The organism is Cryobacterium serini (assembly GCF_004404025.1).
Lineage (GTDB): Bacteria > Actinomycetota > Actinomycetes > Actinomycetales > Microbacteriaceae > Cryobacterium > Cryobacterium serini.
Window position 1 is genome coordinate 129,660 of the sequence record NZ_SOHN01000003.1, and the last position, 15,036, is coordinate 144,695.

Here is a 15,036-nt window from a genome sequence, read left to right on the forward strand (position 1 = left end):
GTTCGACAGCAACCCCACGGCACGACCAGCAAGGTATGTTGCCGTTGGTCGTAAAAATGTCCGGGGGAAGTCCATGATCGATAATGATCTGTCGCGCGCTGTCACAAACACTCAGGCTGCAGCCACGGCCGCAGTGGCGGCATTCAATGCGAGCACGTCACGGGAATTTTCGGAGGGCCAGCAATCCTCGTTCACGACGAACGCCCGAGCGACCGCTGCTGCTTCGGCGACGTCTTACGCCACCCAGCAAGGAGTCAGCGAGCAGCGTCACATCAACTATCGGCTCTGGGTACAGTCGTTCGATGGTCAGAAGTACTGCGATTGGGCCCCGCGAGCCTCCCTGCTGAGCCAAGCCATCGCCGCTCGCAATGAAGCAATCGTCGCCGCCTGGCGGTTCGATGCCAGCCAAATCATCTCGTCGGCACATCGCGAAGCCTTCACCACTAGTCAGTTGGGCACGACTGCGTCTCGATCACAGCGTTCACGATCCATTCGTCGAGGCGGTATCGCTCTCATTTTGCTGTCCCCGGTAGTCTGGGTCTTCGCTTACTTTTTTGTGCTGGTCACCGGCGGTGAAGTCAGCATGCAGGCGATCCTTCCCATCGCCTGGCTGCTGCTCGGCACCGGAGTGGTCTTCGCCGGGGTGCGCATGGCTCGCCCGCTGCCCGATGACGGCTCAGACGCAACAACAGCATCCGTCACGCGCATAGCCCTGCTCGGGTTCGATCCGCTCAGCGAGCCGGCCCGACTTCCGCGGACGTGGACCGAGGATTCCAAGCTGGGCGAGCGCCTCGACCAATTCATGCGCGACGCGTACACGAATTTTCCGACGCCGAGCGAGCTTCCGGTCCTGCGCATCCCGAACGTGCGTTCTGGGCGCACCGAGGCATCCATTCAGGTGCGGGCCGTGCTCGAACAGTTTGCTGCAACGGATGCGTTGAATCGCGTCTGAGCGCGGGTTGCCAGTGTTGTGATGATCTACCCGGGAATTTACTGAGGCTTGTACCGGCACATTAGGGGCGTACATTTCTTCGCTTATGCTGAACCCAGCAACTTGGGCACGGCCGTTCGGTCTCTGGCTTCTGGGGGCACCGACGTAAGGCACTGCACCATGAACAAGAAGAATATCCTCATCGCTACCGCCGCAGGCGTAGTTCTCGCTCTCGCTGGCGCTGGCATTGCCCTCGCCGTGAGTGACAACGACAATGACGGCCCACTCACCGGCGAAACCCTCGACCGTGCGAGCAACGCAGCCGTGGCCGAGGTCGGCCCCGGTACCGTGACCAAGGCCGAACGCAATGACGACGGCGGAAGCGCCTATGACCTTGAGGTGCGTCTCGACGACGGCACGACCGTCGACGTTGAGCTCAACGATGCATTCGACGTGGTGTGGGTTAGCGAATTCGACACTGACGACTCCAACAATTCCAGCAACAGCGGCAATTCATCCGCGCCGAGCGTCACCCCCAGCGCCCAAGCCGACTCGAGTGCCGTCGACCAGGCCGCCAGCGAGCGTGCCAGCGCGGAGGCCGCAGCCCTCGCTGCGATCGGCAGCGGTCGGGTGACCGACTTCGACCGGGACACCGACTGGGACCACCTCTACGAGGTTGAGATCACCCTCGATGACGGCAGCGACCGCGACGTCGACCTCGACGCCAACTTCGTCGTCGTCAGCATCGACGACGTGCAGCAGTAAGTCCCGTTTTCGCGTGAGGCGTTGAGCGAATTCGCTCAACGCCTCACGCGTTTAACGTTGTTAGCGCTCGACCAGAATGCCGTCTTCGTCGCAGTAGACGGTGCGCCCGGGAGTGAAGACGACGCCAGCGATCTCAACGACGGTATCCGCTGTGCCGGCCCCGGTCTTGGAACTCTTGCGCGGGTTGCTGCCGAGGGCTTTCACCCCAAGGTCAAGGGCGCCGATCGCGATGCGGTCACGCACAGCACCGTTGATGATCGCGCCGGACCAGCCGTTCGCTATGGCGAGGTCGGCGATCATGTCGCCCATCAGTGCCGAGTTGAGTGAGCCGCCGCCGTCGATGACGAGCACTGCCCCATGACCCGGCGTGGACAGGATCGACTTGAGCAGCGCGTTATCTTCAAAGCAGGTGACGGTGCGGATCGGGCCGCTGAACTGGGCTCGTCCGCCGATCGTCTGAAACTGCAGGGGTACGGATTGCAGCTCGTCGCCACGCTCGTCGTACAGCTCAGCGGTCAATACGGTCATTGTTCCTCCAGGATTTCGTTGCCTCCAGAGTAGGCCCCGCCACGCTGCACTGGATCGGACTGCCGCCGACCTTCCAAAAAGTGCCTCTCGTTGCTCGAATGCGTCTTCGCATGAAAATCCCAATACATCGGAGAATATTTCGACTTTTATCTTTGATATTGGTACACTTATTCTATGAGCCAAAGCGGCGACACTCCCCAGCAGCACGGTGTGAGTGATCGTTTTCTGGCGATGCTGACCGATAGCGAGTTCGAACGGTGGGCGTTCTCCGACGAAGACCACGTGTGGATTGATGCCTTCCGGGAGGAATGTCGCACGGCCTGGGAGGCTGAAGAAGCAGCCGACGCAGAAGAAGCTAACGCACGAACGGCCGCTGGTCAGGGTCAGCTGTTCGTTGACGGCCCGACCATCCCGGCCGGCCTCGATCTTTCCGAGGTATTCGCCGCGGTACCGCCCGAGCACCTGTTCGACGAGGACTTCCGCGAGGAGTTCCTCTATACCGACTACCTCGCGGCCAATTTCCTCCCGGCCGATTACCTCGCGGCCGATTATCTCCAGACCGACGGCAGCCCCGCCGCCGAGGACCCGGCTGCGGGCTTGAGCCCGTTTCAGCGGCGCCAGGCGCAGTTCGTCGACCGCGTCCTCTACTTCGAAAAGATCATTGCCTGGGCGCAGGCCAGCAAAGCCGAAGCCCTCACCGAGGCCTGGGATTACACCACCAACACCGCCGAGACCGGCCGCCCGCAGGCCGGACCCAACCACGAGCACGACTGGGACGCCACCTTCGCCGCCCAACAAGGGCTGGTCGCGGAGATGGCGTGTGCGCTGCGCATCCCCGCCGGAACCGCCTCCGGCCTCCTGCACGAGAGTCGAGTGCTGGTCGAATCCCGCCCCCGCACCCTCGACGCTCTTCGCACCGGGCAGATCTCCCTCCGGCACGCCCGCCAACTACTCGACCAACTCGACTCCGTCCCCCAGCCCGCGCAGACCGACCTGGAAGCAGTGCTGCTGCCGCACGCTCGCCAGCTCACTGCGGCGCAGTTCGACGGCAAAGCCCGCAAACTGCGGGAACGGTTCCACCCCGACAGCATCACCGTTCGCCGGACGAAATGCCTAGCCGACCGCAACGTCATGTTCTACCCGGATAAAGACGGCATGGCCACGCTCTGGTTGCGTGCCGCCGGCGAGGACCTGCAGGGTATCTACACCCGCGTCACCGACACCGCCCTCAGCCTGCAAGGCCCCGATGAACCCCGCACCCTCAGCCAGTTGCGAGCGGATGTCGCCGTCGACCTCCTCCAGCAGGGCGTCACCGGCAGCGGACTTGGTGCCGGACTCACCGCGAACGTCAACGTGACCGTGCCGGTGCTCACCCTGATGGGTCACAGTGACGAACCCGGCGAGCTGGAAGGGTACGGGCCGATCGACCCGGAGACCGCCCGCAAGCTGGCCGGCACCGCGACCAGTTTTCTGCGCATCCTCACCCACCCGCACACCGGCATCGTCCTCGACGTCAGCAGCACACCGTTCCGGGTACCGACGGCCTTGAAGAAATACCTCCGGCTACGGGATGGAACCTGCCGGTTCCCCGGCTGCAACCGCTCCGCCGGCCACAGCGACCTCGACCACACCGTCGATAAACAATTCGGTGGACCGACCACCGCGACCAACCTGCATTTTCTCTGCCCGGCCAACCACAACCTGAAGCACTTCAGCGACTGGAAAGCAATCCCCGATCCCGACGGCACCCTCCACTGGATTAGCCCCGCCGGCAAACACTACGCCACCGACCCCGTCACGCGCATCAGCCCCCACCTGCAACAAACCGAAACGCCACCGCGGGCGCCAGTCCCGCCCACCCCACCAGACGAACCCCTGAACAACCCGTGTAACACCGCCTGGAACACCGCCTGGAACACCGACGACCCCAACCCGCAACCGTTCTAACCTGCTACTCCTTGCGGTCGAGCATCAGCGTCGGCGTCGGTCGGCGTCGGTCGGCGAAAGTCGGCGAAAGTCGCGCGTGAGCACGATCAGCGTGAGCACGATCAGAGAGACGAATCCGGCCGCGAGCCAGCTCAGGCTGACCACGAGGGCCCGCGGCGACAAGCTCGTCCACGGTTAGAACGTGAGCACGACGCCCAACTCGAGACTCGCGCTGCGGCACCACTCGGCGCACAATGGTGGAGTGATTCGCAAACGAGTGCTCGCCCGCGGTGAGGTGCAGGGCGTGGGATTTCGGTTTCACGCTCGAGCCGAGGCCCAGCAGCTTGGGCTCGGCGGTTACGCTCGCAATCGGCCGGACGGGTCGGTGGAACTCGAAATCGAGGGGCGGGAGGCATCCGTTTCGCGCATGTTGCACTGGCTTGAATGTGGACCGCGCTACGCCGTCGTGACCGCGCTTGAGGTGAGTGACGTTGCCGCGATCGGCGAAAATGACTTTCAGATCACCGACTAAGGTCGGGGGCCGTCCGGGGCTGGCGTAGCGTTGCATCATGACCGCGCGCGACAGCCCCGCCTGGGGACGGGAATGACGACGCGCACTGCGTTTGCTGTGGCGCGCCTCGGCCTGGCGGCGGCCGGATTATGCGGTCTCATCGGGTATTTCTATTACACTCTCGGCGTGGCATCGTTTGCGATGGCGAATTTCTTCAGCTACTTCACCGTGCAGAGCGCCATCGCCTCCGTCGCGGTGATCCTGACGGCAGCTATCGTCGCCCTGCGGCGACCGATCGACCCGGCCTGGCTCGACATGTTGCGTGCCATGGTGACGACCTACATTCTGGTGTCGGGCGTGGTCTACGGCATTATCGTCTGGCAGTCCTCGAGCGCCAATTACTCAATCGAGGTGCCATGGTCGAGCCAGCTACTGCACTTCATCATCCCGGCCTGCGCTCTGATCGATTGGATGATCGACCCGTTCAAGGCACACCTGCCGTGGAAATACCTGGGCTGGGCCATCGTTTTTCCAGTGTTCTGGCTGGTCTTCACGCTCATTCGGGGACCGATCGTCGGCTGGTACCCGTACTTTTTTCTCGACGCCCGGCAGGTCAGCGGCCCCGGAGAGACGGTGTTCTATTGCCTGATCATCGTTGCCATAATTACCGGCATCGCGGCGCTGCTCACCGGAATCACCCGCCTCAAGCGGATGCCCAAACACCTGCTGCCGCCGTGGCAACCGCGCTCTGAACCCTAGCCGGCGTCTGCAACAGCGAGGAACGGCTCGAGCGCGGCCAATGCCGCGGACAGGAATTCGTCATCCTGGAGCTCGGACAGCCGGGCCGCGTTTTCGGCAGCGATCATGCCCATGAGAATGGGTTCCCCGGTGAGTGGCATCATGTTTACCCACACTGGAAAGTCGGCGTCTTCGCCGACGATGGTCCACAGTCGGGCGGCAGTGTCCCAGAACGGCTCGTCGAACTGCAACCAGATTTTGTCGACCACCCCCATGCCGAGGGCAGCAATCGCCCCGCGATGCGTAAACGGCAGTGCCGGCGAAAATTCGATCGCCGCATTCTTGAGCACACCGAGTGGCACCGTGACGATGACGCGATCCGCCGAGAGCGACTCCCCGGTGCCGAGACGCAAACTCACACCCCGGTCGTCGTGGGCCACACGGTTGACCACACTGGAGAGCAACACCTCGAGGCCTTCAGCGTCGCTGGTGAGCAGGGTCGAGTACCCGCCGATCACGATGTGATCGTCGTCAGTACTCGCGATGTCGGTCGTATACCAGGCCGATTGCTGGCTCGGGGTAGCCCCGGATTCGATCTTGAGTTTCGTGGCGATTTCGTACTCGAGCCAATCAGCATCCGAGAGGCCTTCGGCGTTCGGGGTCTTCGACAGGCTGGCTTCGCCCGAATCAATCAGGGCGCGTTCGACCGAGACATCCTGCTGCTGATTTGCCGCCCAGCCGAGGGCACCGGCGACGGCCTGGGGCCCGAGCGGCGATACCTCGACGACAGCCCCGGCCCGGGTGCGGACCTCCGGCGTGCGCGGGAACGGCAAGAGCCGCACCCCGAGGGCGGTCAGTTCGTCGTCCAGAAAATTCTCCGCAGTGCCGTGTACGAACGAGGGGCCCCGTTCGATCGGGAACGGCCAGTCGCCGCTGACGGTGTCGATACGACCGCCGATACGGTCGCGCGCCTCGATGACGACCACGTTGAAGCCGTCGTCGACGAGTTGGCGAGCCGCCGTGATACCGGCGATTCCAGCACCAACGATGGTGATGCGTTCCCCCGGAGCCGCGACGTCCTGCACCTGGCTGGCCGCCAGCAGGCCGGAGGCGCGCGCGCCCTGCACGGTTCCGGGCTCGTCGGCCGCGGTGGCTTCACCGGCGAAGAACACGCGGGCATCGACGGCCTGAGCGAGAGCCGCCCGATGCTCGGGAGTGGCTCCCACGGCGGCATAGCTGAAGGATCCGCGGGAGAAAGGGTCGGTCGACCAGTTGGTGCGGGAGACCGCGAGCGGCTGGGGCACCAGCGACGGTGTCAGCGTGGATGGTGCAACGGATGGCGACGGCACCGGCTGCGGCGTCACGCACGCTGCGAGCGCCAAGACTGAAAAACCCGACGCCGTGCCGAGCAGAAAAGTGCGCCGCTTCATAATCTGCCCCGCCCAGAACGGCTAATCAGTCGGGCACCAGTCATGACACCAAACTACCGCAGACCGCCACCGCGACGAAGTTATTGACATTTGCGACTCAAGGTAGTTAGTTAGTTACATGACCAACTAACCAGTGAACCGGCTGGTGGTCAGGGGGGCAGCATCCACTCAATGAAAGCAGGCAGTCCTTGATCGAAGCGGGCAAGCCGATCTTCGTGCAGATCGCCGAGCAGATCGAGAACGACATCATCGATGGAATCATCGAAGAAGAAACACCTGTGCCATCGACCAACGAATTCGCGGCTTTCCACCGTATTAACCCGGCCACCGCCGGCAAAGGCGTCAACCGCCTGGTGGAAGACGGCATTCTCTACAAGAGGCGAGGAATAGGAATGTTTGTAGCAACGGGAGCCCGGCAGCGACTCGTCGGAGTTCGCACCGAGCAGTTTCGGGCCAACTTCGTCGGTCCGCTGCTGAGCGAGGCCGCCAAGCTCGGCATCACCCCCGAGCAGGTAGCCGGAATGATCAGCGAATCCGAGAGAAAGGGCAGCAATTCATGACTGACACCGCCGTACGCGTCTCCGGCCTCACCAAGAAGTTTGGCGCCTTCACCGCCATCGACGATGTGAGTTTCACGGTCGAACGCAACAAGATCTACGGCCTGCTCGGCCGCAACGGCGCCGGCAAAACCACCCTGATGCAGCTTCTCACCGGGCAGCAGTTCGCCACGAGCGGCACCCTCGAAGTATTCGGTGCCTCCCCCGTCGAAAATGCGCGGGTGTTGCAGTCCCTGTGCTTCATCAAAGAGAGCCAGAAGTATCCGGACAGCTTCCGGCCGGAACACGTGTTGACGAGCGCGCCGTGGTTCTTCGCCAACTGGGACGCCGCCTTGGCGGCCCGCCTGGTCGACGACTTTCGCTTGCCGCTGATGCGCCCGATCAAGAAGCTCTCCCGCGGGCAGCTCTCAGCCATCGGCGTGATCGTGGGGCTCGCTTCGCGCGCCCCACTCACCTTCTTTGATGAGCCCTACCTCGGGCTCGATGCGGTCGCACGGCAGATCTTTTACGATCGCCTGCTCGAGGACTACGTCGAGCATCCGCGCACCATTATTCTGTCGACGCACCTCATCGATGAGGTCAGCAACCTGCTCGAGCATGTTCTCGTCATCGACGAAGGCCGCATTCTCATGGACCAGGACGCCGAGCTGCTGCGCGGCTCCGCGAGTACCGTCGTGGGCAAGAGAACGGATGTCGATGCTTTCGTCGCCGGCCGCGACATCATTTCTCGAGATGGTATCGGCGGGCTGGCTTCGGTGACCGTCACGGGCCTCAGCCAGGCCGAACGCGCCGCCGCCCGCGCCGCCGGGCTCGAACTCTCCCCCGTATCGCTGCAACAGCTGATAGTGCAGCGCACAACGAGTATCACCCAAGAAGCCGAGACCAAAACCGACGCCTGGAGTGCACGCGCATGACTGCCACCCATTTCTTGACCGGCACCGCGCCATCCGTGCACCCTCGAAGCGCCCCGGAGCGCATCTGGAATGTGGTGCGGCTACACCTGGTCGACCGCCGCACCTACATCGGCATTCCCTGGCTGATCGTCGGTATGGCCTTCGTGGTCACCATTTTCATCGCGCAGATCGTCGGTTTTACGACCGGCGGCCTCGGCACCCCCGACGCGATCGAGGGCCAGCGGTACAGCTGGGCCGCACTGTCGCCGCAGTGGTATCTGGTGATCGTGGGCGTGCAGGCGATCTCGTTCGGGTTTCCGCTCGCCCTTGGATTCGGCGTGACCCGCCGGGACTTCTACCTCGGCACCGCGCTACTGTTCGTGCTGATCTCGGCCGGCAACGCACTGGCCTTCGCCGTGCTGACGCAGCTCGAACAGGTGACGGAAGGCTGGTGGATTGACACCTACATGTTTAACGCGCTCTGGCTCGGGCTCGATGGGTTCTGGGTCGACCTGTTCTCATTCTTCGTCATGCAACTGCTCGTGTTCTTCATCGGCGCGTCGATTGCGACCATCTACATGCGCTGGCGCATGCCCGGCATGCTCGTGTTCTGGAGCGCGCTGGCCGTCGGCCTGGTCGGCACCGTCACGATCATCACATTCACGAGCAACTGGCCGGCGGTCGGCCAGTGGTATGGCGCGCAAGGCATCGCGGGGATCTTCGCCTGGCTGCTGGTCCCGGCCGCTGTCGCCGGCTTCGGCGGTTTCCTGGCCCTGCGCCGGGCCACCCCCAAGAACTAGCGGTCACGACGTTCCTCGGCCACGGAGTTTCCGCCATCGACGACGAGCACCTGCCCGGTGACATAGGCCGCTCCGGGCGAGGCGAGAAACGCGATGACGGATGCGACCTCTCCCGGCGTACCGCTACGACCAGCCGGTACGAGCGCACCTTCCAGGGCCTCGCTCGTAAGTTGGGATCCCGTCGCGATCCAGCCGGGGGCAACGGCGTTGGAGGTGATGCCCAACTCAGCCTCATCGACGGCGAGGGCCCGGGTCAGCCCGACCAAGCCGGCCTTGGCCGCGGCGTAGGCAACGTCACCGCGGCTCGCCATAATCGTTCCGCTCACGCTCGATACCGTCACGATGCGGCCCCAACCGGCCGCGCGCATGAAACCGATCACGACGCGCGTGGCGTGAAAGGCCGTGGACAGGTTGACGGCCAGGCCCCGATCCCATTCGGCAGGGCTGGTGAGAATGTCGCCGTGACCCATCTCGGCGTCGCCGACGGCGACCATGCCGGCGTTGTTCACGAGAATTGTCGGCTCGTGCCCGCCCTCGGCGAGCGCTGCGTCCAGCCCCGCAGCGCCCACGGCCGAGTCGAGGATGCAGATGATTCCGACGGCGTCGAGGCCGTCGGCGGTGAGTTCCCGCGCGCGGTCGAATACCCGCGCCGTCGTTCCGGTGAGAATCACCCGGGCGCCGAGTTCACCGAGCATCCGTGCTGCAGCGAAGCCGATGCCGGTGGCGCTGCCCGCCCCGGTGACGAGTGCGGTGCGCCCGCCAAGGTCGAAGGCGGCCGGGAGCGGGCGTGCAGGAGTCATGCCGTCAGGTTAGCGCCCCGCGCCCCGCGCATAACTCCTGCAATTTGTGGCCGGTGCCAAGCGGATGCGCAAAATTGCGGCCGACTTTTCTTCCGCGCCCGCAGATTGCAGGAGTTATGACCGGTGGCCGGTCGCGACGGGTGGCTGATTCAGGAAATCCGACCGGTCGACGTCGGGATTATCCGTGTTTTCGGGGTCGCGGGCGACCGATCGACCCTGATTTTTGATTTCGCCACTGCGGCCGGCCGCGCTGGTGGCTCGGCGGGCAGCTACACGAGCTCCGGCACGGTCAGAAAGCCATCGACGAGGAGGTCGCGCACCTTCGGCAGCAGTTCGGCGACCAGCGCCTGCTCGTCAGCGCCCAGCAGCTGGGCGAGAGCGCCGATGATGGCGCCGACGGCGAGGTCGCCATCGCAGGCGCCGACCAGCCCGGCCAGGGCCGTGTCGAGCGGCACCGAACGGCCGAATCCGCTGCCCTGGTGCAGGGTCATGAGCGTCGGATCCTGCTGACCGGGCCAGTAGTGGCGTTCCTCGGTGACGTCGGAGGCCACGGTGAGCTGCGTGCGCAACAGGCGCGCGTCATCCGCGTGCACCTGCCAGTCGTGGGCGGCGAGGCACTCGGCGAGGTGCGCGCCGAGGCCAGCCGGGTTGTGGCCGAGGGCGTCGGGCATCCGTTCGAGGCGACGCAGCACGGGGGCGGCAGGTTTCGCGTGCGGCAGCCGCAGCAGCAGGTAGCCGAAGCCGACCCGGCGCACGCCGCGCGCGTCGAAGTCATTCAGCCAGGCGTCGTACAGCCGGTCGAAGTTGGAGCCGGGCCGGGTGCCGCCGTCGCGAATCCAGGTTTCGGCATATTCGCCCGGCGACTGTACTTCGCGTTCGATGATCCACGCGTCGAGCAAAGACTCGCCAGCCGCCGGCGTGAGCCAGTGCTCGAGCCGCTCGAACGCATCCGTGTCGCCGTGGTACTCCCAGTTGCCGAGCAACTGCGCAACGCCGCCGGGCGTGAGATGGTTGGCGGCCCCGCGCACGACGGCCTCGACCAGAGCGTCGCCGACCATTCCACCGTCGCGATAATCGTAGCTCGGCACGCCCTCGGCCCGAGGCGTGATCACAAACGGCGGATTCGAGATGATGTGATCAAACCGCTCCCCCGCCACCGGCTCGAACAGGCTGCCAAACCGAAACTCGATATTCTCGATCTCGTTGAGCTTCGCGTTCAGCGCCGCGAGTTCGAGCGCCCGCACCGAGATATCGGTCGCGACGACATGCTCGGCGTGCCGGGAGGCGTGCATGGCCTGGATTCCGCAGCCGGTGCCGATATCGAGCACGCGCTCCACCTCGCGCGGCATCATGAGTCCGCTCAGGGTGAGGGACGCCCCGCCGATGCCGAGAACATGGGTTTCGCCGAGCGCATGCCCAAGCGCCAGCTCCCCCAGATCGCTCACGATCCACCAGCTGTCGGCGCCATGGGCGTCGATGAAGCTGTACGGGCGCAGGTCGACGAGCGGGCGCATACCCGAGTCGTCGTCGGCCACAAGACCGAGCTCGAGAGCGCCGGCCGCCCCGAGCGCCGGCAGCGCGGCGTCTAGCTCAGCGCGCGACACCGGGTCACCGAGCAGAAACAGCCGGGCCATGGTCGCTGCGGGCTCGTTTCGGCCGAGTTTGACAGCGAGAGCGGCGAGCGCCCGCCGAGCAGGAACCCGCTGGTTGCGGTGCAGCGCGGCATCCGCTTCGATCCCCCACAAACCGGTCAGGCCGGGAACCGAGAAGTGGGCGGCAGCGAGGTCGGTGCGCAGGCGGGGAATGAGAGTTGCAGAAGTCACCCGTCTATTCAACTCGATGCGCGGCCGGTGCCCGCACCAGTCATAGCCACCGCATGGTGAACGCCCGGGCGACGATCTGGTTGGCCGGCGGCAGTGTGAGCGAGCGCACGAGGGCGTTGCGGGCCCGGAGCCGCACACCGTGGGCGGGGCGGCCCATACTCATGTTGAATCCGGCCTGCAGGGCAGCGCGACGCCCGGCACTGCGACGGCTGCGGTCGTAATGCGCCAGAACGGATGCCGCTGCCGCCGGCTCGAGCAACGCCCGCTGCAGCGCCGGCCCGAGAGCAACGGCGTCGAGCCAACCGAGATTCATGCCCTGCCCGCCGATCGGACTGATCTCGTGCGCCGCGTCGCCAACCAGCACAATGCGGCCCACAGCGGGCGGGCCGGATATCGGCCCGCCCGGAACGTGCACCGGCTGCGATTGCATGCGCCGCGCCAGTCTTTGCTGCACGGCAAACGCGCTGGCCGCCCCGAGCGGTTCGGGCAGTCTCACCCCCGTTCGATGACGGATGAGCGCGGCCAGGTCGGCGCTGTCGGCATCCGTTGCGAGAAAATCGGTCATTGCCACCCATCGCCGACGACCACCGGGCAGCGGAAACGACTCGACCACGCCGCCACGCTCGAAATAGAGCACCGCGCCGGCATTGGCCAGGGCAGTACCGATCGAGGCAGTACCGATTGATGCCGTACCGATGGATGCCGTACCGATGGATGCCGTACCCATTGATGCAGGGTCGAGCGATGCCGGGTCGAGCGATGCCGGGTCAAGCGATGCCGGGTCAAGCGCTGCCGGGTCGACAAAGTCGCCCATGAGATAGGTTTCGCTCTGTCCGAGCTGCCGCCAGTCGATGCCCGCCGCCTCCCTCACCCGGCTCCGGGCGCCGTCCGCCCCGATCACAAAGCGGGCCTCGATCGTGCCGGAATCGGTCGACACCACGACCGCGTCACCGCGGTCGCGCACCCCCGTCATCGTCACGCCGCTGCGATACCGTCCGGGTCGGAGCGTCTCGAACCGCGCGCGCAAGAGGGACTCCGTCTCGTACTGCGGCAGGGCGACCACGAACGGATATCCCGGTGCTGCCCGCTCAAATGACAGTTGCCCGAGCCGATGGCCGTCGGAGCGCACCTCCCCCTCGCGAATGCGCACGGCTCGATCGAGGAGGGCGTCGGCAACGCCGATTGCTGCGAGTGCCCGCAGCGACGGCGGGTGAATGCCAATCGCCCGCGAGCGGAGCGACGGCTGTGAACGCTGCTCGAGCACCTCGACGTCGAGCCCGCCGACGGCGAGCACGCAGGCGAGCATCGTGCCCACCGGCCCTCCGCCGACGATGACAATGTCACGCATCCGGCGCAGGAGCTGCCAGCTGCCTCGGAGCCTCCCAGCGCAGCTCCAACCGCGAGGGGAGGCCGCGCAATACGGTCCAGTTGGCCGGCACAACCGCCCGCAGTTCTTCGGCGGTGTAGCTACGTTGAATCGAGGTGAGCCCGTCGGGGCGGATATAGGAGTGCCGAAAGAATGGCGAGGTCGCCGCCGCAAACCCGAGATAGGCGAAATTCGACCGCTTGAGGTCGGCGTGCAGTACCCGGCGACGGGCGAGCGCCTCCGAGTCCACGAGCAACCCTTTCAGCTCGTCGACGCTCAAGTGGTGCAGCACGTGATTGGAGACCACGAAGTCGAAGCGTTCGCCTTTCGCCACGAGGTCAGAGCTGAGCGCCTGCTGAAATGACAGCCCGACGATTTTAGGCTGGCTGGTCGCGAACACGTGCGCGCGGGCATCCGGATCGATGCCGGTCACCGTGAGTCGCAGACCGTCGCGCACGGCCCAGCGAGCCAGCGCCCGCGAGACGTCGCCGCCCCCGGAGCCGACGTCGAGCAGGGTCATCTCGGTCGTCGTCGACAAAGCGGGGCGGATACTGCGGCGATAGATCCCCCACCAGCCAGACACGACCGCGTTAACCACGCGAAAATCCTGATAGGTGCGGGTGAGCATGGCCGGGTCGCACAGCGGAGAGTCCATGAGTTCCACGGCCCTGTGCGCTCGCACGCGGAGCGAGGGAAGTGCCATTCAGCCCTCGATCACAGTCATCAGTCCGGACTCGACGGTAAGGCCGGGGCCGAACGCCATGGAACAGACCCGTTCGCCATCGGCGGTGGCAGCGTCGTCGAGAATGTACTTCATCACGAACAAAATGGTCGCGCTGCTCATATTGCCGTTGGTGCGCAGAGTTTCCCGCGATGGATTTAGCTGGTCGGTGCGCAGTCCGAGCTTGGCTTCGGTCTTGTCGAGAATGCTTCGACCGCCGGGGTGGATCGCCCAGTGCTCGATCACCGAGCTGAGCGACGCCGGCGGCGCGAGGGTGAGAACCCGGGCGCCCACACTGCCTCCGACAGCGCTCGTGTCCTCGGAGAGCGGGGCGGCAAGTTGCGCGGTGATCGACGCATCGCGGGCGAACAGCGGGGCAAGGGCCCCCTCGATGTGCTCGTCGATGATGTGCGGCACATAGGTGCTCAAAATCATCTCGAAGCCCTCATCGCCGATCTTCCACGCCATGTCGCCTTCGCCGACCGGGGTGATCACCGTTTCAAACAGGTCGAGGCCGAGGGCCTTCTCGCCGGGCAGCGGGGCCCTGGCGCTGACGATTCCGGCGGCGGCGCCATCAGAGAACAGCGACGAGGCAACGATGGTGTCCGGGTCGCTCGAGGTGCGCAGGTGCAGCGAGCACAGTTCCGCGCTGACCACGAGCACGACCGCGTTCGGGTCGGCCTCGACGAACTGCTTCGCGGTGCGCAGGGCCGGCATCGCCGCGTAACATCCCATGAATCCAAGGTGGTAACGCTGGGTACTGGCTTTCAGCCCGAGCTCCCGCACCAGCATGTAGTCGGGGCCGGGCGCGTAAAACCCGGTGCAGGAGACGGTGACGACGTGGGTCACATCTTCGGGACGGATATCGGGGCAGGCGGCAAGCGCCCGGCTGCCAGCCTCAACGAAGAGTTTGGTGGCCTCGGTGATGTAGAGCTCATTGCGCACTTTGGTGCTCGGCACCAATAGCAGCTGCTGCCGCGCATCGAAGAACTGTGCTTCGGTTGCGTCGTTGTCGAGGGTGAGTTCGGCGATGACGGTATGTCGGGTCTCGATGCCCGACACGTTGAAACTCGTGCTGACCAGCCGTTGGGCTAGTCGGCTCAGCCCCGGCTGGGCGGCGAAGATGTCGCGCACCTGTTCTTGAATCAGAATCGTCGGGGGAACTACGGTCTGGAGCGCTCTTAGCGTGACGGCCATGAGTCAGTGTCGCACGTGGCTTTGATTGAGTACACCCCTCTGCGCCGAAT

General features: G+C 65.1%; 16 protein-coding genes. 8 read left to right on the forward strand and 8 right to left on the reverse strand.

Going from position 1 to position 15,036, the window contains the following annotated elements:
- The first annotated feature begins 73 nt into the window (after positions 1 to 73).
- Positions 74 to 952: an RNA-binding protein gene (locus E3T51_RS00645; RefSeq protein ID WP_134526162.1), complete on the forward strand. Its 879-nt coding sequence runs from the start codon at positions 74 to 76 to the stop codon at positions 950 to 952.
- 159 nt (positions 953 to 1,111) lie between these two features.
- Positions 1,112 to 1,696 (forward strand): PepSY domain-containing protein, encoded by a 585-nt coding sequence (locus E3T51_RS00650; RefSeq protein WP_134526165.1) that lies wholly within the window; start codon positions 1,112 to 1,114, stop codon positions 1,694 to 1,696.
- 60 nt (positions 1,697 to 1,756) lie between these two features.
- Here the strand turns inward: E3T51_RS00650 and rraA are convergent, their stop codons facing one another.
- The gene (gene rraA / locus E3T51_RS00655) at positions 1,757 to 2,224 is read right to left on the reverse strand and encodes a ribonuclease E activity regulator RraA (protein ID WP_134526168.1); all 468 of its coding nucleotides are present in this window, start codon (positions 2,222 to 2,224) and stop codon (positions 1,757 to 1,759) included.
- Positions 2,225 to 2,398: 174 nt separating this feature from the next.
- Here rraA and E3T51_RS00660 point away from each other — a divergent pair, with 174 nt between their 5' ends.
- Positions 2,399 to 4,171 carry an HNH endonuclease signature motif containing protein gene (locus E3T51_RS00660; protein ID WP_134526171.1) on the forward strand — a complete coding sequence of 591 codons (1,773 nt, stop codon included), beginning with the start codon at positions 2,399 to 2,401 and terminating at the stop codon, positions 4,169 to 4,171.
- Positions 4,172 to 4,195: 24 nt separating this feature from the next.
- Here E3T51_RS00660 and E3T51_RS16635 read toward each other — a convergent pair whose 3' ends face one another.
- Positions 4,196 to 4,333, reverse strand: a complete 138-nt coding sequence (locus E3T51_RS16635) for a hypothetical protein (RefSeq protein WP_166806330.1) — start codon at positions 4,331 to 4,333, stop codon at positions 4,196 to 4,198.
- 19 nt (positions 4,334 to 4,352) lie between these two features.
- On the opposite strand from E3T51_RS16635, the gene E3T51_RS00665 reads away from it, so the two are divergent.
- Complete coding sequence (locus tag E3T51_RS00665; protein WP_241989089.1) at positions 4,353 to 4,682, forward strand: acylphosphatase; 330 nt, start codon at positions 4,353 to 4,355, stop codon at positions 4,680 to 4,682.
- Between the two features lie 72 nt (positions 4,683 to 4,754).
- Positions 4,755 to 5,420 (forward strand): Pr6Pr family membrane protein, encoded by a 666-nt coding sequence (locus E3T51_RS00670; protein WP_134526174.1) that lies wholly within the window; start codon positions 4,755 to 4,757, stop codon positions 5,418 to 5,420.
- On the opposite strand, the gene E3T51_RS00675 is transcribed toward E3T51_RS00670, so the two are convergent.
- Entirely contained in the window at positions 5,417 to 6,829 is a 1,413-nt protein-coding gene (locus tag E3T51_RS00675) for a flavin monoamine oxidase family protein (RefSeq protein ID WP_134526177.1), read from the reverse strand. The two genes, E3T51_RS00670 and E3T51_RS00675, sit on opposite strands and share 4 nt — an antisense overlap.
- A 188-nt stretch (positions 6,830 to 7,017) precedes the next feature.
- Between E3T51_RS00675 and E3T51_RS00680 the strand changes: the two genes are divergently transcribed.
- The 3 genes from E3T51_RS00680 to E3T51_RS00690 are packed head-to-tail and all read left to right on the forward strand — an operon-like array spanning position 7,018 to position 9,079.
- Complete coding sequence (locus E3T51_RS00680) at positions 7,018 to 7,389, forward strand: GntR family transcriptional regulator (protein ID WP_134526179.1); 372 nt, start codon at positions 7,018 to 7,020, stop codon at positions 7,387 to 7,389.
- Positions 7,386 to 8,300 (forward strand): ABC transporter ATP-binding protein, encoded by a 915-nt coding sequence (locus tag E3T51_RS00685; protein ID WP_134526182.1) that lies wholly within the window; start codon positions 7,386 to 7,388, stop codon positions 8,298 to 8,300. Before E3T51_RS00680 ends, E3T51_RS00685 begins: the two co-directional genes overlap by 4 nt.
- Positions 8,297 to 9,079 (forward strand): hypothetical protein, encoded by a 783-nt coding sequence (locus tag E3T51_RS00690; RefSeq protein WP_134526185.1) that lies wholly within the window; start codon positions 8,297 to 8,299, stop codon positions 9,077 to 9,079. The genes E3T51_RS00685 and E3T51_RS00690 overlap by 4 nt, the downstream gene beginning before the upstream one ends.
- Here the strand turns inward: E3T51_RS00690 and E3T51_RS00695 are convergent.
- The 5 genes from E3T51_RS00695 to E3T51_RS00715 all read right to left on the reverse strand — a co-directional run bounded on the left by E3T51_RS00695 (position 9,076) and on the right by E3T51_RS00715 (position 14,986).
- Complete coding sequence (locus tag E3T51_RS00695; RefSeq protein ID WP_134526188.1) at positions 9,076 to 9,879, reverse strand: SDR family oxidoreductase; 804 nt, start codon at positions 9,877 to 9,879, stop codon at positions 9,076 to 9,078. The genes E3T51_RS00690 and E3T51_RS00695 overlap by 4 nt on opposite strands.
- A gap of 269 nt (positions 9,880 to 10,148) precedes the next feature.
- The gene (locus E3T51_RS00700; protein WP_134526191.1) at positions 10,149 to 11,702 is read right to left on the reverse strand and encodes a DUF7059 domain-containing protein; all 1,554 of its coding nucleotides are present in this window, start codon (positions 11,700 to 11,702) and stop codon (positions 10,149 to 10,151) included.
- A gap of 40 nt (positions 11,703 to 11,742) precedes the next feature.
- Positions 11,743 to 13,050, reverse strand: coding sequence for an FAD-dependent oxidoreductase (locus tag E3T51_RS00705; RefSeq protein WP_134526194.1), 1,308 nt, complete (start codon positions 13,048 to 13,050; stop codon positions 11,743 to 11,745).
- Entirely contained in the window at positions 13,043 to 13,771 is a 729-nt protein-coding gene (locus E3T51_RS00710; protein WP_134526197.1) for a class I SAM-dependent methyltransferase, read from the reverse strand. The genes E3T51_RS00705 and E3T51_RS00710 overlap by 8 nt, the downstream gene beginning before the upstream one ends.
- Positions 13,772 to 14,986 carry a type III polyketide synthase gene (locus E3T51_RS00715; RefSeq protein ID WP_134526200.1) on the reverse strand — a complete coding sequence of 405 codons (1,215 nt, stop codon included), beginning with the start codon at positions 14,984 to 14,986 and terminating at the stop codon, positions 13,772 to 13,774.
- Between the last annotated feature and the right edge of the window lie 50 nt (positions 14,987 to 15,036).